We start from the raw sequence: 21,647 nt of genomic DNA on the forward strand, positions 1-21,647 counted from the left end.
GGGCCTTACGCGGCTCCGTCGTGAGTTGAGGCAGATTGTCCGCAGGCAGCCCTGCCCCACGGCAAAGGAGCTTGCTATGCTTTATCGTAAAACCGCTTCAGCAGGACCACGCCTACACCTTTTTGAAGTTCCCCTATCTGCCGTAACGCTGCATCGCTTTTTGGGCCGCGCGGAAGCCGCCTTGCTGACGCTAGGATGCTGATTAGCAGTTGGAGCAGTTCCTCAATGGTGGCCGCGTCATCTCCCTTTTGAAGCCCGTCACTCATGCGAGCAGTCTCCTCCATCGCCTTCCAATCTTCTGGAAGCGGGACTTCTCGACAAAAAAGCATCGGTCGAGGGTTTAAAGCTGCCGGTACAGTGAGGCCGCAGACCGAAGAGTTGGAACAGGCGATGAACGGTGCTTTTGGCAACTTCCGTCTCTTTAGATGGGCGCACGCTCCAATGGATTGCGGCTTTGGGCTTGCGAGCAAGTGTCTTGCTGATCAGCTCGGCCACAGCCTCATCCTCAACCGTGCGGGGGTCCGCCGGTACGCGTCTCATCGTAGATGATCCTCGATGCGATTTGCGATAAAGCGATTGGGCCGTTTGCCGATCGTATGGGGCCGACCACCAAGCCGCGTCGCCAAGACGACGTTGCTCGGCTCGCGTTGGCAGGCCAGCACGATCTCTGTTCGCAGCGTCAGCGCCGCGGCAGCGAGCGCGACCGTGTTATGGCCGTGAGCTGCGTGTCTTCGTCGCTGGAAATCGTCAGCATCGCCTTCGCCCGTCCGGTGCGCATCGATATCTCCTTCATCGGGTACGCGGAACCGATGCAATAACCATGCTACGAACTTGCGGGACAGAACGCTAGCAGCGAGGCGGGTCACGGTTCTCTTCATCCATTGGCCGGGGAATGACCTGGGCAAACATCAACCGCGATGTTCTCGTGACGGGAACTTCGATCACTCGCGGAGAGCTGCAAACGATGCGCCGGCGGTATTGTCGACCAGCCCCCCGTAACTCGATCTGAATCTACGTGCATCGGGCGGTCGGCTATCGCCGGAGCAGCTCGGGAATGAAAGGTGCTACCACATCGAGATCGGGGATGCCGCGATGGTGCCGGATTTGGTGTGTGCCTTGCTTCACGAGAGAAAACACACGGCATAGCCGCCAGCATGCCTTTGGATCGACGCTGCAGGTTGTCAGATCTCCGACATCTCCGTCTTGAACCGGACGTGTCTGATGTTGAAAGATGGAAGGTCATCTGATGACTATCGCCTCTCGTGCGGATCCGAACGGACGCCTGACGATCATACGCCGCTGTGCCGTTGGCCCCGACCTACGCGCTCGACCTCACGTATCGTTAGGCGCTGCTTCTTCGCGCGCGCTGGCCATCGGGGCTAGCCAGCTTTCTGGTCGAATTATCGGCCCAATTTGGTGACCGTCGCGCCGGGTTTTCCCGATCCTTTGGCGCTCTTGCCGCCAGGTAGTCGTTCGCAGCTCGTTTTCGCGGCTGGCACGGTGCTTGCTGGAGATCACTTGCTAAATGCGAGGTTTGCCTATGAAACCCGGTGACGTCACCTGCGCACCCAAGCGCTTCGTATCTTCTTGGAAGGACGAGATCGTATCCGCGATCGTAGAGAAGTTTCACCAAACCAATGATCGAAGGCAGTCTCGATGAGACTCTTCGAAGTTGAACCTGCCGGATCGTCGATCCTCAATCAAGCTAATGCTGCACCGAGGCAAGGGGCACCGGCGAGTTTCAGGCGTATCCCATCGAAAATGGTACGGATCAGCCGCGATCCGTGCGTGGCCGCTTTTGCCTCGCACGAACAGCGCACCAACGGGCCGATTGCCGCGGATTTGATGATTAGCAATCTAGCGTTCACCCAATCCGGGTCGCAGCTGAATGCGTTCGTTTGGTGAAGAAACCGCAAAGGCTGGAACATCCATGAGCGAAACGACCTTGATCGATAATGTCATTCCGCGTACCGATATCGTCAAACGCGCAGCGCGCATCGGCGCCGAAATCAGAAATACCAAGGTCTCGAGCGATTTGCCGGACCAGACGATCGCTGCACTCAACAGCTTGCTGCTCGACCACAAGGTGATCTTCTTCCGCGACCAAGGTCATCTCGATGACGCCGAGCAGGAGCGATTTGCTGCCCGTTTCGGGAAGCTGGTGCCGCATCCGATGCTCGGCGTTGCCAAGGGAACGGCATCGCTCCTCGAGCTTGACTCCGCGCGCGGCGGTGGCCGGGCCGATGTGTGGCACGCCGATGGGACCTTCGCCGATTCCTATCCCAAGATTTTGGTGCTGCGGGCCGTTGTGATCCCACTATTCGGCGGCGATACGGTCTGGTCGAACGCCGCGGCCGCTTATCTCGACCTGCCGCCACCGCTGCAACGGCTTGCAGACGAGCTCTGGGCCGTTCACAGCAACGTCTTCGACTATGCCGGAATGGCCCGAGTCCGCGAGGTCGATAAGAAGCATTTTGACGAGGTCTTCACCAGAACCAACTTCGAGACTGAGCATCCCGTGGTGCGTGTCCACCCCGAGACCGGAGAGCGGACGCTAGTGCTCGGCGCTTTGGTACAGCGTTTTCTTGGCATCCCCAAATATGACGGCCAAAAGCTGTTGGATATATTCCAGTCTCATATCACCGCGCCTGAAAACACCGTGCGCTGGAACTGGAGGGAGGGCGATGTCGCGATCTGGGATAACCGCGCCACACACCATTATGCGGTCAATGATTACGGCGACCAGCATCGCGTCGTTCGTCGCGCCACCATCGAGGGTGACGTGCCCGTCAGCATTGATGGCCGGTGCAGTGTAACGCGCGTAAGGTCACCAAGCAGCCGCCCAATGAAGACCGCCTAACGCGTTCGCAAATTCACGGAGCTCCTACCGTTATAGACTATGCTCCCGCGTTCGTTGCTTGTGCTAGTTGAGGTCAAACGGCCAGCGCGGGTCTGACGAAGATCTGGTTTTCGCGAGCCTCATCGAAAGCGCGGTCGGCGCTGCAGTAGACGTACAGCCCTTCGCCGCCACGGCCTGTAGGCCACGAGGTGTGCGCGACGGCCGAGGTAATCAACGTCGAGGGAAAACGAGTTGACTTCAAGGTGCCGGCAAGCGACGGGATAGAGGAGATCGGCAGCGGCACCTATCAACGGGTGGTGATCGATCTTCGTTCGTCCAACGAGTGCCTTAAAAATGAGGAGCTCCTAACGCAACGGTGGCCTGACATTGCGGCCAGCTTGTGATACAATGCATGCCGGACCTGCTCGTGAGGAAGCGGTAGCGCCTTGCGATGGGAAAAGGAGAATAATCGGGTGCGACCAGAAGGCGAGCATAGCGTGGCTTCTCACTGGCAGTATCAGGTTAGGTTCGATGTGAATGATTCCGCCACGGCGGAATCGGTAGGCCGAAAACTTCGTGTTCCGGCACTGGCACCGCTGTTCGATATCCTCGCCAAGCATCGCGCTGCGCCGAAATGCCAGTTCGATGCCTTTGCGGAGTATGTCGCCGCAGCAGAAGAGCACTGCGTCGAAAACTATCCGCTCTACCAGTGGACAAAGGCGACGATTGAGAATCCAGCGAAGAAGGAAAAGTATTTGAAATCCTTTGCACTCTACGTAGACGACCGGGAGATCTATGCCAAGGAGATTGCCGACGCGCTGGAGGTGGACTTGCAACCGCTCACTACTAGCGGGCTCATCACGCGAATATCGAAGTACGATACCAACCCTGCCAACAATCCTCAGCCGCGGCAGGGCCCCCGCGATTAGGGCTGGGAGCGAGCTGAACGCCGGCTATTGGCCCCAAGCCGAAGACCATCACTAAGGACGCGCGGTCCGCTTTCTGGGGGATTGTGTTGCAAAAGTCGATTTTCGCCTATGACCAAAATTCTGCGGGCCGTGGGCGCGACTTTCGTATACAAAATGTGAGGGACCTCACGGCCTCACGCAAAATTCACAGGCAACTTCAATACCACGATTGAGGTCATACGAATCAGCGATCGCTCGCTGCTTAGTGCTTTCGCGAAAAATCTTGAGCCCTGCAACTTTCGACTTTTGCAACACTATCTGGGGTGAATCGGACAGGGTTGGCGCTGGCCTTCGACCGATGCTTATGGGCCCAACTCGAACGTGTCAGCCTCGCGGGGCGGATCCCACGATTGTGATCAGAAGAGCGCTGGGTGTCGAACCTCAATCAGCCGCATAGAACGCTTCCCGAATGGGATTCGAGATCGCGCCGGGGCCAATAATCGCCGTCGTGGTCATGAACCGCTCGGTGACAAACGATTCCAGGCTGCTTCCCGTCACTTTCTCGATCACGGCCCTCAGCACGTCCGTCGTAAGCGAGTATTCCCAGCCTGTACCAGGCTGATAACAAGCGGAACGGAGGCGAGACGCTGCATTGCTTCGACGCAACGAAGGGGGCGCCCAAAATGCCAGAATTGACAAATGGAGGCTCTGTCCAAACTTTCGACCGCTCCATCGCACAGAGAGGTCATTGCCGGCTACTGCAACGTCGGCAATTTCGGCAGCGCCGATCGGATGGACTACAGTAATCTTATCCACCAAGGTTCCGCCGCGTCGTGCTCGCGTTTGGCAGCTTGGCGATGAAGTGTTCGGCGTCATGCAGCGTTTGGGACTGCTCCTTAGCTGGAGGGTTAGCGGTTGCGCAGTACGACATCGCTCTCCCCCACTCGTCAGTGCAGAGGTTTACCTACTAGACGAGCAGGCTGCGGAAAAAAGTATCGCGGATCGGCTGCGATTGTGATTCCTTTGTCCTGTTGAATCGGGGCGGAGGACAGCCGATGCGCGGATGAGGCGTCAGAGGGCCTTTTTTCGTACGTGAGCTGCTCGGCGCGGGTTCAAAGATTACCCGCTGCGGGCCATTAGGCGGCTTGTCGATGGGGCACGTGAGGCGCTCTCAGGCGATTTCGCGAAGCTTGGCCGGCCTTCGATTCCGCCAGAGAAGCTGTTGCGGGCGCTGCTTTTACAAGCGTTCTACTCGGTGCGCTCAGAGCGCCAGTTGATGGAGCAACTCGATTACAATCTTTTGTTTCGTTGGTTCGTCGGGCTGTCGATGGACGCGCCGATCTGGGACGTGACGGTATTCACCAAGAACCGGGAGCGGCTTCTGGAAGGGGATGTGGCGGCGAAGTTCTTCGGCGCGGTGTTGGACCAGGCTGAGGTGAAGCAGCTCCTGTCGAACGATCACTTCTCGGTCGATGGCACGCTTATCGAGGCGTGGGCATCAATGAAGAGCGGGCAAGGACGGCAAGACAAGCCGCCGGATCCAGGCCGCAATGGCGAGCGCGGCTTCCACAAGGAGAAGCGCTCCAACGAGACGCATGGATCAACCACCGACCGGACGCCAGGCTCTATCGCAAAGGTGATGGCCAAGGCGCCAAGCTCTCCTTCATGGGGCAATTGGCAAGCCGTCCGCACATCGCAGGATCGCGCGGCACCGGTCAGATAGCGACCGCGCAACACGGTGACGACGGACTTGTCTCTCCAAGTACTCCGCTCCTGCGCACTCAGCACCAACGGCTCGATCGGCCGGCCTCTCACAGCTGCATTCGCCACAAGCGCTCTCCTCTACAGAGAGATTCGAGCTATCATTATAATGTGACGAACTTGCGTTCCAGATGACTAGAAGGGTTGCAGCACCACCGCTCGAAGCAGCTTCTCTGGTGCGATCGATGGCCGCCCGAAGTCCACGTAAAGCGCCGTGAAAGCCTTCGACACTCAACGCCGCGTTTGCTATTATCCGGATCGTTCGCAGCGGATGATCACCGCGGAGGCGGGCTTCCAAATCCACATAGCTGAATAGCGATCCATACTGCTCGTCAGCAGCGGCGCATCTCCATTTCCCGATTCAATCACTCCAGAGAATTATGCCAAACGCCTGCCCGCTGGTGACTTCTTCAACAAGCTGTTAGTTTAGAGCTATCGCGACGTTCGAGAAACGGCCCGCTCGCAAGCCTTCCCGTCCGGACGCCCTGGGAGACTGGCCAGCGTTCGGCGAAAATGCTCTGGCCAAGGCGGTGCAACGGCAACTTGAGGCGTGGGCCGATCTCTGCAAAACCGGCCTTCAAGTAGAAGGCCAAGCTGCGGTTGCGGCTCCACGTCGGCTGCCTCGGCGCCCCCAGTTCAAGCTGACCCCAGCCTTTTACCGTCCCCAGGCTCACGGCAGCCTCAATGAGGCGCATCGCGACCCCAGACGATCGCTGGTCCGGCACCACGTAGAGTTCGGTAATGATGCCGTAGGTTCCGCGCGCAAAAAGGGCCGCGCTTTCCGACAACATGATGATGCCTACAGGACGAGCCTCCGCGAAAGCCAGAAACCCATAGACGCGCTCTTTTACGAGGAGGTCGACAGCAAGCTGGGTATCTAGTCCGGCCTGCACTTGGCCGCCCTCAAGTTCAGCAAGTAGGGCAGCAACCATGTGGGTTACCGTTGTGACGTCATCGACAGACACTTCACGCGTGGTCACCATGTCACATCCTCGTCCAAGCTCAAGCAACATACCAGCTAGTTCAGTAGCGGCGCCGGAGGCTGCTGCAGCACCCAGCCCGAAGCAGATACACCCTGTGGTTGAAATTAATATGACGTCTTAGTTCACAATGAGGTGATAAGATGTTCGTGTCGCTCCTGGCCAAAAATATCACAGAAAATCGAAAATAACTTGTCGACAACATCGTCATGGTCGTCTGGAGCGCTCTCTTCTTCTTTGGACCTGCGTGTCGCCCCCACATCGGGGCCCTCGTGTTCGTGCTGGGAGCGTTGGAGCCCGGCTGACCGTTTGCGAGCAGCCCCGCGCATGTCGATCTATTTTCCCCCTTCGTAGAACAGCTCGAGCGGCTGGCCGACCAGCGGCATCCGGGCAGCGTCAACAAAAGGACGCACACAAGTTATCAACAAGCTCTGCGCGTAACGAAATCACGATGCCGAAGATGTTGTTGCGCATCATGAGCTCCCTGACCGGCATCATTGCCTGATTATCAATCCTCTCAAAGAATTTTCGAATGCGCGAGTCTAAGACGAACTATTTTTCGTTGAGAGGAGATACTCAATTTTTCTTAATTTCGCAGCCGACGCATTGTTTGTTGCCGTGCGGTGACGAACAGCGTGCACGAACTCGTTACCTAACGAATTCGTACAATTCTGCTCCCTGCGTGCGCGATTGCAAGCGAGCGGCTCTCCTGTTCCTCCAACGACAATTGTCTCCATTCTGTCGAAGCGATTTGCGGCCACCTATCGCATGGTCGCTGAAAGCCCTCTCAAATCGTCGCCAGTCCGCGCTTCGCGGCATCATCTATCGTCCACTTGAATCACTTGCGTTTGCGACTTCGTCCGTTTGTTGAAATATTCTTCTAACGCCCGCCGACATCCACAACACGCGCGTCCTGTTGTGCTCAGTCGCCTCGCGAATAATAGAGACATCGCGTTCCGAAATATTATGAATAGACAGCATCGAACAAAAAATATCTCGGTTCGCGCGGGAGCAAGGTCTTCGGCCGTCCTCTGGCGGCCAAATGGTGCAGAAATTCAGCGATTTCCGCCCCTATTGCGCAGGATCAATTAGCCGTAGCCCGAGCGATGCCAATTGATCGGGACGGACTGATGCAGCAGGTTTGCGGAAATGCTTGCAGACGCGCATTTGGGGAGGCTCGCATCTGTTCATCATCTCATGCTCTGTCGCAACCATCGATACTGTGGTCGTCGGGCGGTCAGCCTAGAGTCCACTGGTGGCCCTTTTCCAGACCTCACGCGATGTCCGGGCTGGAGCCCGGAATATGTATGATTGTGTTGAAAAAGTCCCTTTTCGCTGATGACTGAAAATTCTCAGGACCGCTGGTGCGTCTATCTCGCTGTGAGATGACCACATCAATTACCCAAAAACGATCGCTGGCGCTCGTATCGATTCTGCAAAGCCTTGCAGCGGCTGAAATTGCCAATGCGCGACACTTGCGAGATTTTCGGAGCCCCGCGATTTTCGAGTTTCTCAACACAATCCGTATCAAAGCGGAACTCTGCGGACCACTCTGGATTTATAGGTTCACGTCCCTGACCCTGCATCGTCGGCTTGGGATCTACGGATCGAGAACGTTTGCCATTTCTTCGATATGGGCATCGATCCGGCTGAGGACCTGGGCAGGCACAACATCGCGTTCTGGAAGAACCGACCACTTGTCGCGCACGGTCGCCGCCGTCTCGGCTACGGCTGTCATCACTGCCCCTTCCGGAAGACGACTACGATTTGCGAAATTGCGCCAGCGCTCTGGAGTAAGCGCCTTGAACGACTTTTCGCCGGCGAGGCTGAGGGCGAGGCCGTCTTTAGGGATATAGGGAATTGTTGAAAGCGCGTCGTAGACAGGCGACAGCGTTGGTGTCAGTCCGTCTCCGGGATACAGCAACGACCAATTCTTGAGATGCATATCACCGTTCCCGGTGACCGCGGTAAGTGCAAGGCGCCGAACAAATTCGATGGCTGAATCAAAGGAGACGCCGCTGTTCAGCGCTGCCGCGATATTATGATAGGCTGCGCCAGTGTATTTCTCCGACGGATAGCGGCCAAAGACCTGTGCGAAGTCTTCCATATGGACGCGGGCCCCGTCCGCGCCGCGGTCGAAGCGGCGGACAAGCAGCACCTTGCCCGTGGACATGGTGTTGAACTCTTCCGGAATGCCGGCGAACTCCTTCTTGTCGACGAGTTCGCGTGCCGGCACTTCCATCCCCAGCGCTTCCGCCAAGGCGAGAATTGCGAATTCGTTTTCCGATAGTCCGATGTGCGTGAGGGAGGGAAATTTCGCGATATATTGCCCTTGCTCGTCGTCTACGGCGAGTGTGATCCCACCTTCCTTTCCTGTGTTTTTCATAACGGAAAGCTTCATCTGCACACCGGCAAGCGAAAATCGCAGCTTTTTATTGCCCTTCACTTCTGGACCAGTTGGAATGGGGATACCGTCACTCGGCAAAGTGCGTACCGCTCCTGGCAGGTTGGTCCCGAGCGCAGCCAAAAGATCGAAGTCGTTTCCTTTTCTTACTGACGCCGCGTGGTGCTTTTCCATCGCCTCGCGCAATTTCTCTTCGGGCAGCAGGTTGGCAAAGAACGGTGGCAGCGCGCCGCGTATGGGTTTGGGATCCCGGCGAAGGCTGCCGTCCGCTGAGCGAAGCGACAGGCTGAAGATTGGCGGGTTGTTTAAGTTCCGGTAAGCGGGCAAAAGGTTGAACGCATTGTAGTCGCCCGGCGTCCGCACGAGCGTGCCGACTGGAAGATCGTTCAACGAGATATCGAGCGACTGGATGCGCTCCGCCGCGAGGACGGTCGGACTCATGCGCCTTCCTCCTCTTCGACGTCTGACGTGAATGCGGGGCGATCATCATCGTCGGCGCCGGGCTGCAGCATCGACTGAATAGCGGGCACCATCGCCTGCGGGATCAACATTATTTCCATGCCAAGGGCGCGGGCGATGTTGACGAGCGTCGTTGCACGGGCGGCAGCGGCACCGGTTTCAATGTCCCGATAGCGGGGTCTGCTGATGTTCGCCCGAAGGGCGATTTGCTCCTGGGACAAGCCAGCGGCCATGCGCGCCTTTCTAAAGTGCATGCCAAGATCCTTGAGGAAGGGGTCTGGGGCCATTGATATGTTCCCGGATCATTTTGTTGGTGGATGATACGTAAACAGGTCATTCCTGTCAAGGTGAAACGTAAACAGATCTTTCGGATGGGAAATGATCCGTAACCGTGTCTATCTAACATTGGCTTGGGACGGCCAATTCCCGCAGGTGCTGGCGCTCGGAAGGCGGGTGAAACGAGCCGGCCTCGGTCAATGGCCCGACCTGCCATACTCGCCGCATGCTGCTGCCGCTGATGATCCGGCCCTGCAGGACTAGAAACCTACAGGGAATACCATCATACGGTCATGGAATTCCGGTGCCCTGAGGTCGCGCTGTCATCGCCTGACCCGGGCCTCCGCGGGAAGGACCTTGAGGGTGCCACGACCACTTCGGCTAATCGCACAGCTCACTTGCCCCGCGCCCGGTCGATCTGCTGTTGCACCCAGCCATCAAATTCAGAAAGCGCTTCGGTAATAGCGACATCCAAATAATCCATCTGCCGGCCGAGATCATCATGCGCCGCAGCTGCGCGCAGCCAATTCGTCTCCTTTCCGATAAGATTCGCCTTCTGCCGCCACTTAACAATGGGCACAGTCGAGTACCGTCGCTTCCACGTCGCCATGAGACGCGTTTTATGGCCCTGCATGAACGGCGCGTCCCATGGAATCCAAATGTTCTCGCCACTCTTTCTCCGAAGCGCGGAATTGTGATCGTATGCAAATTGGAGATTTTCCAGCGTCGCAGCCGGCGGTGCTCTCCCATCGAGACCCCGACTGAGGTAATTGAAGTGCTTTTCGATGCGTCCGATCCGCTGCATCAGGTCGGTCTTGAGCGACGTTCCCAACGAGACCGCACTGCGAGGCAGCGCCGCAAGTAGCGCAGCAGCTATCGGCTCCCGATGACGGAAAGCCATCGATCCTGGTCCACCACCCTCCGGAATGTATCTTCTGACACGCTCGCTGAGCTTGAAATCAGGCCCCCACCCTATCGACCCTGGTCCCATCTTCGGAAGGAACGCGCACGCGAGTTGAAAGTATTGTTGAGCAATCGGCCGCGAAATTTCCTCGTGGCGCAATCCGACATGATACAGTTCACTACGGCAGCCATGCGCTATCGCAATGAAGCGTCTTTCATCCTCCGTGATTGCATCGACATGCCTCATTACGGCCAGCTTCTGCTCCAAGTAATCACCCGTCGCCTCGCGACGCATCTTGGGACTAGGCGGAGTCCTATCCTTTCGGTGCCGTGGGCAGCGTATTGTTCGCACGATCGGTGAATGAGCAATTCCGTGGCGTTATCGATCAGGATCAGCGCCAAGCGGCTGTAAATCGGCTGATCGACGGCAATCTCCGCAACCGCCATGTCCAACTATTCGATGATAGTCGAAAAGAATTTCACAGGCTCTTGCCCCTCGTATCCATTGGCGCCGTGCGATAGGCGACACTACCGCTTTCCAAAACGACGCCTCAAAGTACGAGACATTGCTGCATCGTTTGCTCGTCCTTGATGTAGACGCTTGGCGAGGCCAGTCCGGGCAGGTCCGGATCGCTGACTGTCATACAGAGACAAAGCTTGTCGGGGCGTGAAAACAGCTTGGACGCTTCCCGCTCCAACTCATCGACCCATTTCGCCTTCTTCGCCAACTCCGCCGCTAAATTGTGCAGCAGGCGTGTCGCGTTTTCGAGAAGTCCGGCGGATTGTGCTGCGGCTTCGCGCGGTGTCATCCCGATGAGGCTTGAGTGCGGCGTCTCTATCCAATTCGAATGTGCATCGCCGATCAGTGCGTTTGACAGGGGCGTGATCGTGTTCAACCGCTCCAAACGCTTCAGCCGTTCGGCTTCATCTGCTTCAACATTGCGCTGCGCGGCTCGTGCTTCGTGAGTGGCACGCATTGCCTGAATCGCACCGCGGACCGGCAAGCCAAGATCTTCGGTTTCCTCCTCGCATTGATCTTTGAGAACCGCACGCGTGGTCGCGAGGGCTTTTTCAACGTTCGCCACCCGGCAGCCCCCTCTATGGCGATTTGCTTCAAGGATCGCTCGCCATCCGAACTGTGCTCCGTCCGATAAGACGTCGAAGCCCTGTCATGGATCAATCAGGTCGAGCGCTGGTTCGCTGAACTCACCAGAAAGCAGATCCAGCGAGGTGTCCACACCTCCGTCAGGCAGCTCGAGGCCGACATCCGTACCTTCATCGACCAGCACAACAAATATCAGAAGCCCTTCAAATGGTCCAAGTCGGCGTACCAGATTTTGGCTTCCGTCAAACGCTTCTGCCACAAAGCCCAGGAGACTTTATGTGGCGAACTTTAGAGTCACGTGACTAGCACTACTTTGGCACTTTAGTCGTCGCGATATCTGCAAGGAGCAGGTCACAGTGAGGACATCGTCGGGGTGGAGGTCGTGCGAAGAGGTCGAGGATGGCTTGCCTGATGGCCGGCATGCTTGGTTGTGGTGGCGGTCCTGAGATTCTTTTTTCCGTCCCGCGGCTTTGAGGCGGCGGGATTGGAGAAAGGCGTAGGCGATCATCGTCATCAACGCATGTCGATGTAATCCCGTCCAGGATCTACCTTCGAAGTGGTCGAGCCCAAGCTCCTCCTTGAGCTGCTGGTGAGCCTGTTCACAGACCCACTTGGCCTTGATCGTGGCAGCAAGCGTCTTGATGGTGGCATCGGCCGGCAGGTTCGACACATAGTATTTTTGCTCCCCGGTCGACCGCCGCTCGCCGACGAGCCAGACCTCGTCGCCAGGCATGCACTGCATACGGTTATTGATCATCCGGTGCTTATGGCCATCCGCAACGCGGACACGGCGGGCCGTGAAGAGACATGTCAGCCGACCTTTGGTGCCCCGCCGCCAGCTGACCCTTTGCCATTTGCCTTCGGCCAATAACGCTTCAGCAGAGACCGGTGGCTGATCAGGGATGTGGTATTTGCGGGCTTTCAGGTCTTCGCGATGGGGAAGATCAGGGCAATGTCGGCGGGATAGACGTTCTGGCGCCGCGACAGACCCACCGCCCACAGCAGACCGCGCTCGCTCAAAGCCTGACGGAAAGGCCCGCTGGAGCCGTACCCTGAATCGGCCAGCACACAGCCGAAACGCGCACCAGAGGCGATGACGCGGTCGATCTCCTCGATCGCAATCTCCGGCTTTGTCAGAGCAGTCTGTCCATCCTTCGGCACACCGGCCCGCGCCATGCGCTCAGGATCATTTGTCCAGTTCTCGGGCAGGAACAGCCGCAGGCCCACCATCACCGGCACCTCCCGCGACGCCAATGTTAGCGAGACCAGCGACTGACAGTTGGCAGTCTTTCCGAGCGACGAGGCATATTGTGGCGCGACGCCAATCGAGTGACGTCCCTTCTTGGGCAACCGTATCATCGATGACAAGAAAACCCGCATCATCGCCAACCGATCTGTCTGCCTCCTTCAGCAGGGCAGCCTCGAGTGGAGCACTGTCCCAAACTCCGGCAGCGACGAAATGATGGAGCTGATCGTAACCGACCCCGCTGGCGCGTGCCGCCATCGGTTGATCGCTCTTGCGGTCTCCCGGACCAATCAAACCCGCGACGTAGAGTGGGCACATCCGGGCCCGCGTCTTATGCCCTAGCGCCGCGACAAACGGCGCAAGCCAGCGATCGAGATCGGCTTGCCAGTCCACGTCCATAGATCGGCCCTCCATAAGCCGACCTCTCATGAATCATTGAAAACCTGATTGGGGAATCTGGAGGGTTCTGTGAGGTCGCGCTCACGCGAGGGCGCGGCAGGCGCTTATGACGCGACCTCATTGAAGCCGGATTGAACGAAGGCGCGGGAGGCTATGCGCGATTTTACGCTATGGGGATTGTTTGAGATCGCAAGGCCCGATCTGCTGGCTCGGCGCGTGAGGCAGAGACACGAGATGTGCGCATCGGGGAAGAGTTGAGACCAAACGCGCTTCGCCGGAGATCACGATAGACTTTTTGTTGCATCGGACGGTTGTTGTCGCGCAGTGTGACAGCACGGATTCGACATCGTCCGCGATGATCGAGACGCTGGGAGCGGAATGACGAATGATGATCGTCGTGCACGGCATGACTTGGCTCACGATGTGTCGCATCGGAACGGTGGTGTTCGAGGGCTGGAGCGGCTGAAGCTGTGTCGAAAGCGCTCAATGATGCGCATGACGCCACCACAATCGGCACAGGCAGGAACCTCGGCCCAGGTTTGAGCTTCCGAATCCACAGGCGGCGGCTGGCCATCGTTTGGGGCTGTTCGCTCGCGATCGAGAAGTTCGCGGCAAAGGGCGAGCTTGGCAGCGCGATGGCGGTTGGCCATGAAGCCGAAGTGGCGGATGCGATGGAAGCCATCGGGCAGCGTGTGAAGAAGGAAGCGGCGGATGAACTCGTCGGCCTTGAGCTTCATGATCCTTGTCGCGCCGTTCTGGCGGTAGTCCTTCCAGGTAAAGGCGACGTGATCCTCGTCGAGGGCTACGAGCCGGCTGTTGGCGATTGCAACGCGATGGGTATAGCGGCCGAGATAGGCCAGCACCTGCGCGGGGCCGCCGAACGGCCGCTTGGCATAGACGACCCAGCTGATGCGCCGCATAGCGAGGAGGTGAGCTGCGAAGGCAGCAGGCTCGGCCAGGGATGCGAGATCGCCGAAGAAGTTCAGGGTGCCGGCGTCGAAGGCGGCGGTCAGACGTTCGAGGAACAGGCGTCTGAACAGCCGGGCGAGCGGTTTGACGGCCAGGAAGAAGTTTGGTCGGCTGGCGATCCAGCGCGCGCCATCGGGCGAGAGGCCGCCGCCCGGCACGACACAGTGAATGTGAGGATGATGCGTCAGCGCCTGTCCCCAGGTATGCAGGACCGCGACGCCGCCGATCTCTGCACCGAGCCTTCGCGGATTGGCAGCAAGCGTCGTCATCGCCTCAGCGGCGGCCTTAAACAGGATGGCATAGACGACGGCCTTGTTCTGGAAAGCGATCGCTGCGATCGGTGCAGGAAGCGTAAAGACGACGTGGAAATAGGGAACCGGCAGCAGGTCGGCTTCTCGCGCGGCAAGCCACGCGGCTCGGGCTCGCCCCTGACACTTCGGACAATGCCGATTCCGGCAGGAATTATAAGCGATGCGTGTCATGCCGCAGTCGTCGCAAGCCTCCATGTGACCGCCGAGCGCCTCGGTTCGGCACGCAACGATCGCACTCATCACGCGCCGCTCGACCCGACCGAGATGACCGGCATGCAAACGGCGATAGGCGTCGCCATGCCGGCGCAAGATATCGGCAATCTCGATGGCGGGTCTGTGCGGACGGACGTCGGGGCGGGCCATAACCCGCATCCCGGACGCGTCGTCATACCGGTGGCGTCACCTCCAGCGACAGGCGGTCGAGCGGGCTCTGCGTCGCCCGGATCGTATCGGTGGCGACCTGCGTGTAGCGCGCCGTCGACGACAGGTTATTGTGCCCGAGCAGAACCTGGATGATCCGGATGTCGGTTCCGTTCTCCAGAAGATGTGTCGCGAAGCTGTGGCGCAGCGTGTGCAGCGTGACGCGCTTGGTCAGGCCCGCAGCCTTCACCGCCGACCGGCAGGCGGCATGCAACACGGTCTGATCGATCGGATGGTCTTCGTCGCGTCCCGGGAACAGATAAACCCGCGGCCGGGCGAGCCGCCAGTAGGTGCGCAGGATGCCGAGTAGTTGGGGCGACAGCATCACGTTGCGATCCTTCGCCCCCTTGCCGTGGCGCACCTGGATGACACCGCGAGCACTGTCGATGTCTTCGATCCGCAGTCCCGCGACCTCCGAGGCCCTCAGCCCGGCCGCATAGGCGGTGGTCAGTGCGGCGCGGCTCTTCAGGCTCGATACCGCTTCAAGAAACTGAACCACTTCGTCGGCGCTGAGCACGACCGGCAGCTTGCGCGGTTCTCGCGCATAGGGAATGCGTTCCGGGATCAGCGCCTCGCCAAGAGTAACGCCGTAGAAAAACCGCAGCGCACAGACGATTTGGTTCAGCGCCGGCCATGATATGCCGGTCGAGACCAGATGCACTTGAAAGGCGCGAACGTCTTCCAGTTCCAACCGATCCGGCGATTTGCCGAAATAACGGCTGAACTTCGAAACCGCGCTGATGTAGGATCGCTGCGTCGCCGGCGACAGATTGCGGACGGTCATGTCCTCGATCATGCGGCGGCGAAGAGGGCTCAAATCGGCCATCTCAATACTCCTGTCTGAGAGGGTGGGCTGCAACACCCACATCCTCTCAGGCAGGAGGCGCTCTACGCCACCTCGCCGTTCACGCCGCGGTAGCGGCTTCGTTCAATCCTGTTGCGACGATCAATCCAATAAATCTGCCAAAGTAGTGCTAGCTAGTTTGCTGTAAGCGCGGCATGGACCGTGAAATCCTCTTGCAGCAGTTGGCGGTAGCCCACCGCAAGTCTCCCAGGGCGCCGCGCGCATTGCCAAAAAGGAATTGCCTTCAACCCGGATCAAGTCCGTGGGGCAAGGTCCGGATGCGTCAGCCCCTCGATCCTTGTCCGCTTTCTGACAGCGGTGCACAAAGCTGTGAGATTCAAAACACCGTGCGCCGTTTGCGCATCGCGAACTGTTTCAAAGCACAATCAGGCGCTTAATGCGCGCGAGGAGCGCTGGCACGGCCCTTGCTCTATCTCGCCGTAGGGCAATAGGCGCCAATTTGAGCTGAACATGAACGGCACGACAGGATCTTGGATTATGGAGAAAAGCGCTGATGCCGAGTAAAGAACAGACCAACGCCAAAGAAGTTCGCGGCACTTCGATCCACAGCGGTTTTGGGAGCATATCACAGGACGCGATAGTTGCGGCTAGAGCTGTTTTGCTACCAGATGAAATGGCGGAAGAGCAGAAGAAGGGTTCTGAAAGTCAGCGACGAGATCAAGTCTGCCGTTCAGAGGCAGGGCTATCATGTCGGCAGTCTGCGAGCCACCAAGGCGCCGATGACAAAGATCGAGTACGTGCCTGCTCATCATGGAATTCCGACGCTTTCCGCAGCGCCCGCGGAGTAGCGGGAGCACGATCGGCGCGGCGGCCTTGTGGCTGTCGTCTCGTGACCGATGGGGGCAATTTACCCCGCCAAAAAAGCCCGCCTTTCGCTTTCACCATAGTCGAGTGTCAATCGGCGATTGGCGGAACAGCGCCGAATTTTGCGCCCGAAACTTGCAAGAGGTTGCAGGCAACAAACGGAGCAGCGAGCAAGCGGCCTCTTGCTCGGTGCGATGCTCAAATCCAAATGGAGGAAAGTGAATGCGTAAACTAATAATCGGCGCCCTCGCGCTGTTCATTTCAAACACTACCGCGTTCGCCGGCTCCGGGGCCATCGCATACTCCAAACCAGATGACGTGGTCGGTTTCTCGTACGGGTCTGGATCACAACGGGACGCTAGACGGTGGGCCCTGCTCAACTGTCGCGGCAACGGCGGCTCGGATTGCCAAATCACAGCTTACGAAAATAACGCTTGCGCCGCCGTTGCCATAGGCAGGGGACGCGGGCTGGGACGTGCGTGGTGGTCCCACCCACTTGGTGAATTGGAAGAGGAGCGATCGCAACAAGGCGCGGTGGTCAGATGCAATGAGACCGGTGACGAGGACTGCAAAGTGCGGGCCTGGGTTTGCCACTAAGGCCCGTCAGTAAACCAAGGCTGAGGCAGGAGGTCAGGCGAACCCAAATTCGTAGCAGACATATCCAGCCGAACCCCGCGACTGAAGAGAGTTCTGTGCGTCAAGTTCAGCAAAATCGATCATGGGGTCCGGCCGAGCCATCCCCTCGGAGCCGCCGTCGCTCGCCTCACCCAGAAGCGCAGCGGGCGAGCGACGGCGGCGGAGAGGGGTGGCGTCCATCCCTTTGGTGGGCCCGAGCATCGTCAGGCCGCCTGGCGTAACGCCTCCTTGTCGTCATTCATCGCTTCAACAAACGCGCCTACAGAGGCCGAAATGTCATCGAACGCTGCTTTTGCCGGCTCAAGGACTTCCGCCGCATCGCCACACGATACGACAAGCTCGCCCGGAATTTCTTGGCCGCTGTTCAGCTCGCCGCTCTCGTCGCATATTGGCTCAATTGAGACCCGTCCTCGGCGAGCATCGCCAAGCGTTCAGCTGAATCGAGAAAAGGGATCGCATAAACTCCGTGGGCGGCACAGACTGCCGGCACGTCGGCCTCCAGATCGCACATCAGCCGCTCGATGATCGCGGCTCGGACGCGGTCTTCATCGGTGAGACGGTAGCCTTTTGACGTCGCCAGACGGCCAGCTGATGTGCCGGCTGTAGGAGCCTGTTGCAACATCGTTCTGGACGTAACCGTCGCCGAGACGGCCGATGGCCGACGTGCCGAAGCCGATCAGGGTTTTGCAGGTGTCGGCCGAGTAACCCAAGGAGTTACGCCGCAGGCGACCGGCTTTCTGCGCCAGCGCGAGCTCATCGTCCGGCAAGGCGAAATGGTCGAGCCCGATTTGGTGATAGCCGGTGGCGACAAGCGTATCGGCCACGGCCGCGGCCTGTTCGGCGCGGGCAGCACTGTCCGGCAGCGCTGCCTCATCGATCAGGCGCTGACGTTTCATATACGAAGGAACGTGCGCGTAGCCGAAAACCGCAAGCCGGTCCGGGCGCATGGCTACCGCCGTCGTCGCGCTCTCGACGCAGGACTGCACCGTCTGATTTGGGAGACCGAAAATGAGGTCGAAGTTGATGCGGCTTATTCCGTGCTGGCGCAGATTTTTCGACGGCAGCGGCCGTCTGCGCCTTACTCTGGACCGGTTGACCGCTTTTTGAACAATGGGATCGAAGCTCTGCACGCCGACGCTCGCGCGGTTCACGCCGGCTGCTCCTAAGGCTTCGGCCATCTCGACCGTGAACGTGCGCGGGTCGATCTCGACGGCGATCGCAGCCGTTTTCCTGAACGCGAAGCGGCGGCGCAGGAGTTCCATCAGGGCCAGGAACTCCGCTGGCTCGATGACGGTCGGCGTTCCGCCGCCGAAGTGCACGTCTCTCACGGGCAGCGCTTGCTCCGCGACCAACCGGATCTCCTCGCGCAGCACCGACAAATAATTGAGGATCGGCGCAACCCGGCCAGTGATGGCCGTAGGGAAGCCGCAATACCAACAGATCGACCGGCAGAACGGAATGTGGAGATAGAGCGACACGGAGTCGTCAGCCGGCAGGCGCCTCAGCCATTTCTCACAATCCTGTGCACCGACAGCCGGGGAGAACTCCGGTACAGTTGGATAGATGGTGTACCAAGGCAGGCAGGCATCGCAATACTTTTTCAGGATTGAGGCCTGCAACGGTTACTATCCCACGCTTATATCAGCATCACCCTAACCGCTGCGCTCCCCTGTGTCTTTGCGCCATATCAATCGGTCCGCTTTAGCCGCGAAATCTGCGTTCCGTCGATGTCCATGCTAAGGAGACCGGTTAGCATGATAGCGGGAGCGATAGCCACTCCCTGACACTCATTTAATGTTTGTGAGAAGAAGGAATTTATCACACAACTGATGTTGAGAGCAGGGCTTGATGTCGAGGATCGACGTGCGCCGTTCCGCTTCGAGTCCCATCCCGCATGTTCGGTTTGATTGATGCGCTCGAGGCGAACAAGTGCTTCATGAGGATCGCAGAGCGATCTCCTCAAAGCACGAAATGGCAGAAGTGCGATTGCGCTCAACAGATCCGGGGCAATTGTTCGCCCGACAGCCAATCGACAATTCGCCCGCCACCAAAGCTGGTTGACATCTGCACAAACTGATGATTGTCGGCTACGGCCTCGCCGATATCAGCCGCATCGCACCCGAGCGGATGCGCCTTCATGGCTGCAAGCACGGCATCGGCCATGTCAGGCGCCACGATGGCAACGAGCTTGCCCTCGTTGGCGACGTGTAGCGGATCAAGCCCAAGGAGTTCGCAGGCGGCGGCAACCGCCGGCTTCACCGGAATGGCCTCTTCCTGCAGATGGAACCCGAGACCCGACTGATGCGCAATCTCGTTGAGCATCGCCGCAAGACCGCCGCGCGTGGGGTCGCGCATCACCCGGATGCTGCTGCCACCGGCCGCAACCATTAGGGCTACGAGATCATGCAGCGCTGCGGAATCCGAGACGATCTCGGTCTCGAAAGCGAGATTCTGGCGCCTCGACATGATCGCCGTACCATGGTCGCCGAGACTGCCGGAGACCAGCACGCGGTCGCCGACCCTTGCCTTCTCGGCGGAGAGATCGAGCCCATCGGCTAAAACCCCGACCCCCGTCGTCGAGATGAACAGGCTGTCCGCCTTCCCGCGCTCGACGACCTTGGTGTCGCCCGTGATGATGTAAACGCCGGCGGCGCGCGCGGCCTCACCCATCGAATCCGCAATCGTCTTCAAATCCGAAAAGCGGAAGCCCTCCTCGATGATGAAACTTGCCGACAGATAGAGCGGACGCGCGCCGCCCATCGCGACATCATTGATCGTGCCGTGCACCGCGAGCGATCCGATATTGCCGCCGGGAAAGAACAGCGGCGAAATCACATAGCCATCGGTCGTCATCACCATCCTGCCGGCGCCAACATCGAAGGCCGCCTGATCGTTGCCGCGGGCGAGCCATTCATTGCCGAAGGCTTCGTGAAACAGGCCGGAGATCAGCTGGGCCATGGCGCGTCCCCCGGCGCCATGGGACAGGTCGACCCGTCCGTTCTTGATGTCGAGCTTGCGTTGATAGGCTCTCATCACGCCCGCCTCAACCGATAATCGCGAAACCGTCCATACGTCCAATGCGCGGCACAGGCGCCTTCCGATGAGACCATGCAGGATCCTATCGGGATTTCCGGCGTGCAGACGGTTCCGAACAGCTTGCAGTCAACCGGCCTCTTCACGCCGCGCAGGATGGCCCCGCACTCGCACGCCGGATTATCGGCGACGCGCACTTCGTGCATCGTGAAACGCATCTCGGCGTCGAATTGAGCGTAAGCCTGCTTTAGCTTTAGTCCGCTATGGGGTACGAGCCCGAGCCCGCGCCATTCGAACTGGTCACGCAATTCGAAGATATCCGACACCTCTTCCTGGGCGCGCCGATTGCCTTTCCGCGTCACCGCACGGCTGTATTGGTTCTCCACCTCATGTCGGCCTTCGTTCACCTGCCGCACCAGCATCAGGATCGCCTGCATCATGTCGAGCGGTTCAAATCCCGCGATCACGATCGGCTTGCCGAATTGTTCTGCGAGGACCTGGTAAGGTTCCGTGCCGATGATGGTGCTGACATGCGCAGGCCCGAGGAAGCCATCAATTTCGACCCACCCGATATTGCGGATATCGGGACTCTCGAGAATGCTGTGCATCGCCGAGGGAGTCAGCACGTGGTTGCAGAACACGCTGAAACTCTTCAGCCATTTCTTCTCGGCAAGCCGTATCATCACCGCTGTCGGCGGCGTCGTGGTCTCAAATCCAATGGCAAAAAAGACCACCTCTCGATTCGGCGCCTGTTCGGCGATCCGGATCGCATCGAGCGTCGAGTAGACCATCCGAATGTCGGCGCCGAACGCCTTGGCGCTCAGCAGGGATTTTCCCTGCGAGCCGGGCACGCGCATCAGGTCGCCATAGACACAGAGAGTGACCTCCGGCTGCTCGGCGAGCCTGATCGCCATGTCGATCCGGCTGGCGGGGAGAACACAGACGGGACAACCCGGCCCGTGGATCATGCGAACATTCGCAGGCAGCATATCCTCCAGGCCATAGCGGGAAATCGCATGCGTGTGCCCGCCGCAGAATTCCATGAACCGATATTCCCTTTGCAGATCGGCTTCGGCGCCAATCACACGCGCTAGCCCCCGCGCGATGGTCTTGTCGCGAAATTCGTCGGCATATTTCATGACTGGAGGTCCTGCCCCACGCTGCCCAGCTCCTGTAGGAGCTGCAGCGTGCGCTTGGCTTCCGCCGGGTCAATTCTAGCCAGGGCATAGCCGACATGGACAAGGACGTAGTCCCCCACCGCGAGATCGTCGATGAACGCGATCGATATCTCCTTGCTGATGCCGTCGATGGACACGATGGCCATGTCAT

Annotated in this window: 21 protein-coding genes and 7 pseudogenes; 10 read left to right on the forward strand and 18 right to left on the reverse strand. The window is 58.9% G+C overall.

Going from position 1 to position 21,647, the window contains the following annotated elements; genetic code table 11:
• Positions 1-74: 74 nt before the first annotated feature.
• Positions 75-266, reverse strand: a complete 192-nt coding sequence (locus tag ACFXS9_RS03930) for a hypothetical protein (protein ID WP_156434132.1) — start codon at positions 264-266, stop codon at positions 75-77.
• The gene (locus ACFXS9_RS03935; RefSeq protein WP_392685322.1) at positions 259-495 is read right to left on the reverse strand and encodes a hypothetical protein; all 237 of its coding nucleotides are present in this window, start codon (positions 493-495) and stop codon (positions 259-261) included. Before ACFXS9_RS03935 ends, ACFXS9_RS03930 begins: the two co-directional genes overlap by 8 nt.
• Before the next feature lie 50 nt (positions 496-545).
• On the opposite strand from ACFXS9_RS03935, the gene ACFXS9_RS03940 reads away from it, so the two are divergent.
• From ACFXS9_RS03940 to ACFXS9_RS03950, 3 genes are all read left to right on the forward strand, one after another.
• The gene (locus ACFXS9_RS03940) at positions 546-818 is read left to right on the forward strand and encodes a hypothetical protein (protein WP_057847622.1); all 273 of its coding nucleotides are present in this window, start codon (positions 546-548) and stop codon (positions 816-818) included.
• An 838-nt stretch (positions 819-1,656) separates the two neighbouring features.
• Positions 1,657-1,905, forward strand: coding sequence for a hypothetical protein (locus tag ACFXS9_RS03945; RefSeq protein ID WP_156434130.1), 249 nt, complete (start codon positions 1,657-1,659; stop codon positions 1,903-1,905).
• A gap of 25 nt (positions 1,906-1,930) precedes the next feature.
• The gene (locus ACFXS9_RS03950; RefSeq protein ID WP_057847621.1) at positions 1,931-2,860 is read left to right on the forward strand and encodes a TauD/TfdA family dioxygenase; all 930 of its coding nucleotides are present in this window, start codon (positions 1,931-1,933) and stop codon (positions 2,858-2,860) included.
• Positions 2,861-2,933: 73 nt separating this feature from the next.
• On the opposite strand, the gene ACFXS9_RS03955 is transcribed toward ACFXS9_RS03950, so the two are convergent.
• On the reverse strand, positions 2,934-3,143 hold the full coding sequence (locus tag ACFXS9_RS03955) for a hypothetical protein (protein ID WP_156434129.1): 210 nt from the start codon (positions 3,141-3,143) through the stop codon (positions 2,934-2,936).
• Here ACFXS9_RS03955 and ACFXS9_RS03960 point away from each other — a divergent pair.
• Complete coding sequence (locus ACFXS9_RS03960) at positions 3,049-3,243, forward strand: hypothetical protein (RefSeq protein ID WP_057847620.1); 195 nt, start codon at positions 3,049-3,051, stop codon at positions 3,241-3,243. The genes ACFXS9_RS03955 and ACFXS9_RS03960 overlap by 95 nt on opposite strands.
• A 93-nt stretch (positions 3,244-3,336) precedes the next feature.
• Positions 3,337-3,768 (forward strand): hypothetical protein, encoded by a 432-nt coding sequence (locus ACFXS9_RS03965; RefSeq protein ID WP_057847619.1) that lies wholly within the window; start codon positions 3,337-3,339, stop codon positions 3,766-3,768.
• Between the two features lie 420 nt (positions 3,769-4,188).
• On the opposite strand, the gene ACFXS9_RS03970 is transcribed toward ACFXS9_RS03965, so the two are convergent.
• Positions 4,189-4,317 carry a hypothetical protein gene (locus tag ACFXS9_RS03970; RefSeq protein ID WP_392685327.1) on the reverse strand — a complete coding sequence of 43 codons (129 nt, stop codon included), beginning with the start codon at positions 4,315-4,317 and terminating at the stop codon, positions 4,189-4,191.
• A gap of 465 nt (positions 4,318-4,782) precedes the next feature.
• Between ACFXS9_RS03970 and ACFXS9_RS03975 the strand changes: the two are divergent.
• A pseudogene (locus ACFXS9_RS03975) lies at positions 4,783-5,418 on the forward strand (IS5 family transposase); the annotation flags it as partial.
• A gap of 4 nt (positions 5,419-5,422) precedes the next feature.
• Here ACFXS9_RS03975 and ACFXS9_RS03980 read toward each other — a convergent pair.
• From ACFXS9_RS03980 to ACFXS9_RS04000, 5 genes and pseudogenes are all read right to left on the reverse strand, one after another.
• Positions 5,423-5,577 (reverse strand): annotated as a pseudogene (locus ACFXS9_RS03980) (IS630 family transposase); the annotation flags it as partial.
• A 69-nt stretch (positions 5,578-5,646) separates the two neighbouring features.
• Positions 5,647-5,869 (reverse strand): annotated as a pseudogene (locus ACFXS9_RS03985) (hypothetical protein); the annotation flags it as partial.
• 49 nt (positions 5,870-5,918) lie between these two features.
• The gene (locus ACFXS9_RS03990; protein WP_392685330.1) at positions 5,919-6,491 is read right to left on the reverse strand and encodes a GNAT family N-acetyltransferase; all 573 of its coding nucleotides are present in this window, start codon (positions 6,489-6,491) and stop codon (positions 5,919-5,921) included.
• 1,597 nt (positions 6,492-8,088) lie between these two features.
• Positions 8,089-9,333, reverse strand: coding sequence for a type II toxin-antitoxin system HipA family toxin (locus ACFXS9_RS03995; RefSeq protein ID WP_392685333.1), 1,245 nt, complete (start codon positions 9,331-9,333; stop codon positions 8,089-8,091).
• The gene (locus ACFXS9_RS04000) at positions 9,330-9,638 is read right to left on the reverse strand and encodes a helix-turn-helix domain-containing protein (RefSeq protein WP_057847616.1); all 309 of its coding nucleotides are present in this window, start codon (positions 9,636-9,638) and stop codon (positions 9,330-9,332) included. The genes ACFXS9_RS03995 and ACFXS9_RS04000 overlap by 4 nt, the downstream gene beginning before the upstream one ends.
• 91 nt (positions 9,639-9,729) lie before the next feature.
• On the opposite strand from ACFXS9_RS04000, the gene ACFXS9_RS04005 reads away from it, so the two are divergent.
• A complete protein-coding gene (locus ACFXS9_RS04005) occupies positions 9,730-9,891 on the forward strand; it encodes a hypothetical protein (protein WP_156434128.1) in 162 nt (53 codons plus the stop codon).
• A 130-nt stretch (positions 9,892-10,021) separates the two neighbouring features.
• Here the strand turns inward: ACFXS9_RS04005 and ACFXS9_RS04010 are convergent, their stop codons facing one another.
• Both ACFXS9_RS04010 and ACFXS9_RS04015 read right to left on the reverse strand, forming a co-directional pair.
• Entirely contained in the window at positions 10,022-10,798 is a 777-nt protein-coding gene (locus ACFXS9_RS04010) for a hypothetical protein (protein ID WP_392685338.1), read from the reverse strand.
• Positions 10,799-11,081: 283 nt separating this feature from the next.
• Positions 11,082-11,615 carry a hypothetical protein gene (locus tag ACFXS9_RS04015; RefSeq protein ID WP_392685340.1) on the reverse strand — a complete coding sequence of 178 codons (534 nt, stop codon included), beginning with the start codon at positions 11,613-11,615 and terminating at the stop codon, positions 11,082-11,084.
• 84 nt (positions 11,616-11,699) lie between these two features.
• Between ACFXS9_RS04015 and ACFXS9_RS04020 the strand changes: the two are divergent.
• A pseudogene (locus tag ACFXS9_RS04020) lies at positions 11,700-11,927 on the forward strand (IS630 family transposase); the annotation flags it as partial.
• Positions 11,928-11,986: 59 nt separating this feature from the next.
• Here ACFXS9_RS04020 and ACFXS9_RS04025 read toward each other — a convergent pair.
• The 3 genes and pseudogenes from ACFXS9_RS04025 to ACFXS9_RS04035 form a co-directional block, all read right to left on the reverse strand.
• Positions 11,987-13,317: pseudogene (locus tag ACFXS9_RS04025) on the reverse strand (IS701 family transposase).
• A gap of 379 nt (positions 13,318-13,696) precedes the next feature.
• The gene (locus ACFXS9_RS04030; protein ID WP_392685342.1) at positions 13,697-14,923 is read right to left on the reverse strand and encodes an IS91 family transposase; all 1,227 of its coding nucleotides are present in this window, start codon (positions 14,921-14,923) and stop codon (positions 13,697-13,699) included.
• Positions 14,924-14,945: 22 nt separating this feature from the next.
• Complete coding sequence (locus tag ACFXS9_RS04035; protein WP_392685345.1) at positions 14,946-15,806, reverse strand: tyrosine-type recombinase/integrase; 861 nt, start codon at positions 15,804-15,806, stop codon at positions 14,946-14,948.
• 1,065 nt (positions 15,807-16,871) lie between these two features.
• Here ACFXS9_RS04035 and ACFXS9_RS04040 point away from each other — a divergent pair.
• Both ACFXS9_RS04040 and ACFXS9_RS04045 read left to right on the forward strand, forming a co-directional pair.
• Entirely contained in the window at positions 16,872-17,246 is a 375-nt protein-coding gene (locus tag ACFXS9_RS04040) for a DUF4189 domain-containing protein (RefSeq protein ID WP_082637691.1), read from the forward strand.
• Between the two features lie 284 nt (positions 17,247-17,530).
• A pseudogene (locus ACFXS9_RS04045) lies at positions 17,531-17,686 on the forward strand (transposase); the annotation flags it as partial.
• Positions 17,687-17,688: 2 nt separating this feature from the next.
• Here ACFXS9_RS04045 and hemN read toward each other — a convergent pair.
• From hemN to ACFXS9_RS04065, 4 genes and pseudogenes are all read right to left on the reverse strand, one after another.
• Positions 17,689-18,904 (reverse strand): annotated as a pseudogene (gene hemN / locus ACFXS9_RS04050) (oxygen-independent coproporphyrinogen III oxidase); the annotation flags it as partial.
• Between the two features lie 373 nt (positions 18,905-19,277).
• Positions 19,278-20,318 carry a hydrogenase expression/formation protein HypE gene (gene hypE, locus ACFXS9_RS04055; protein WP_057846080.1) on the reverse strand — a complete coding sequence of 347 codons (1,041 nt, stop codon included), beginning with the start codon at positions 20,316-20,318 and terminating at the stop codon, positions 19,278-19,280.
• Positions 20,318-21,457, reverse strand: coding sequence for a hydrogenase formation protein HypD (gene hypD, locus ACFXS9_RS04060; RefSeq protein WP_392685349.1), 1,140 nt, complete (start codon positions 21,455-21,457; stop codon positions 20,318-20,320). The genes hypE and hypD overlap by 1 nt, the downstream gene beginning before the upstream one ends.
• Positions 21,454-21,642, reverse strand: a complete 189-nt coding sequence (locus tag ACFXS9_RS04065) for a HypC/HybG/HupF family hydrogenase formation chaperone (RefSeq protein ID WP_309142463.1) — start codon at positions 21,640-21,642, stop codon at positions 21,454-21,456. Before ACFXS9_RS04065 ends, hypD begins: the two co-directional genes overlap by 4 nt.
• Positions 21,643-21,647: the final 5 nt, after the last annotated feature.

The sequence above is a fragment of the Bradyrhizobium sp. RDI18 genome (assembly GCF_043203335.1).
Classification (GTDB): domain Bacteria; phylum Pseudomonadota; class Alphaproteobacteria; order Rhizobiales; family Xanthobacteraceae; genus Bradyrhizobium; species Bradyrhizobium retamae.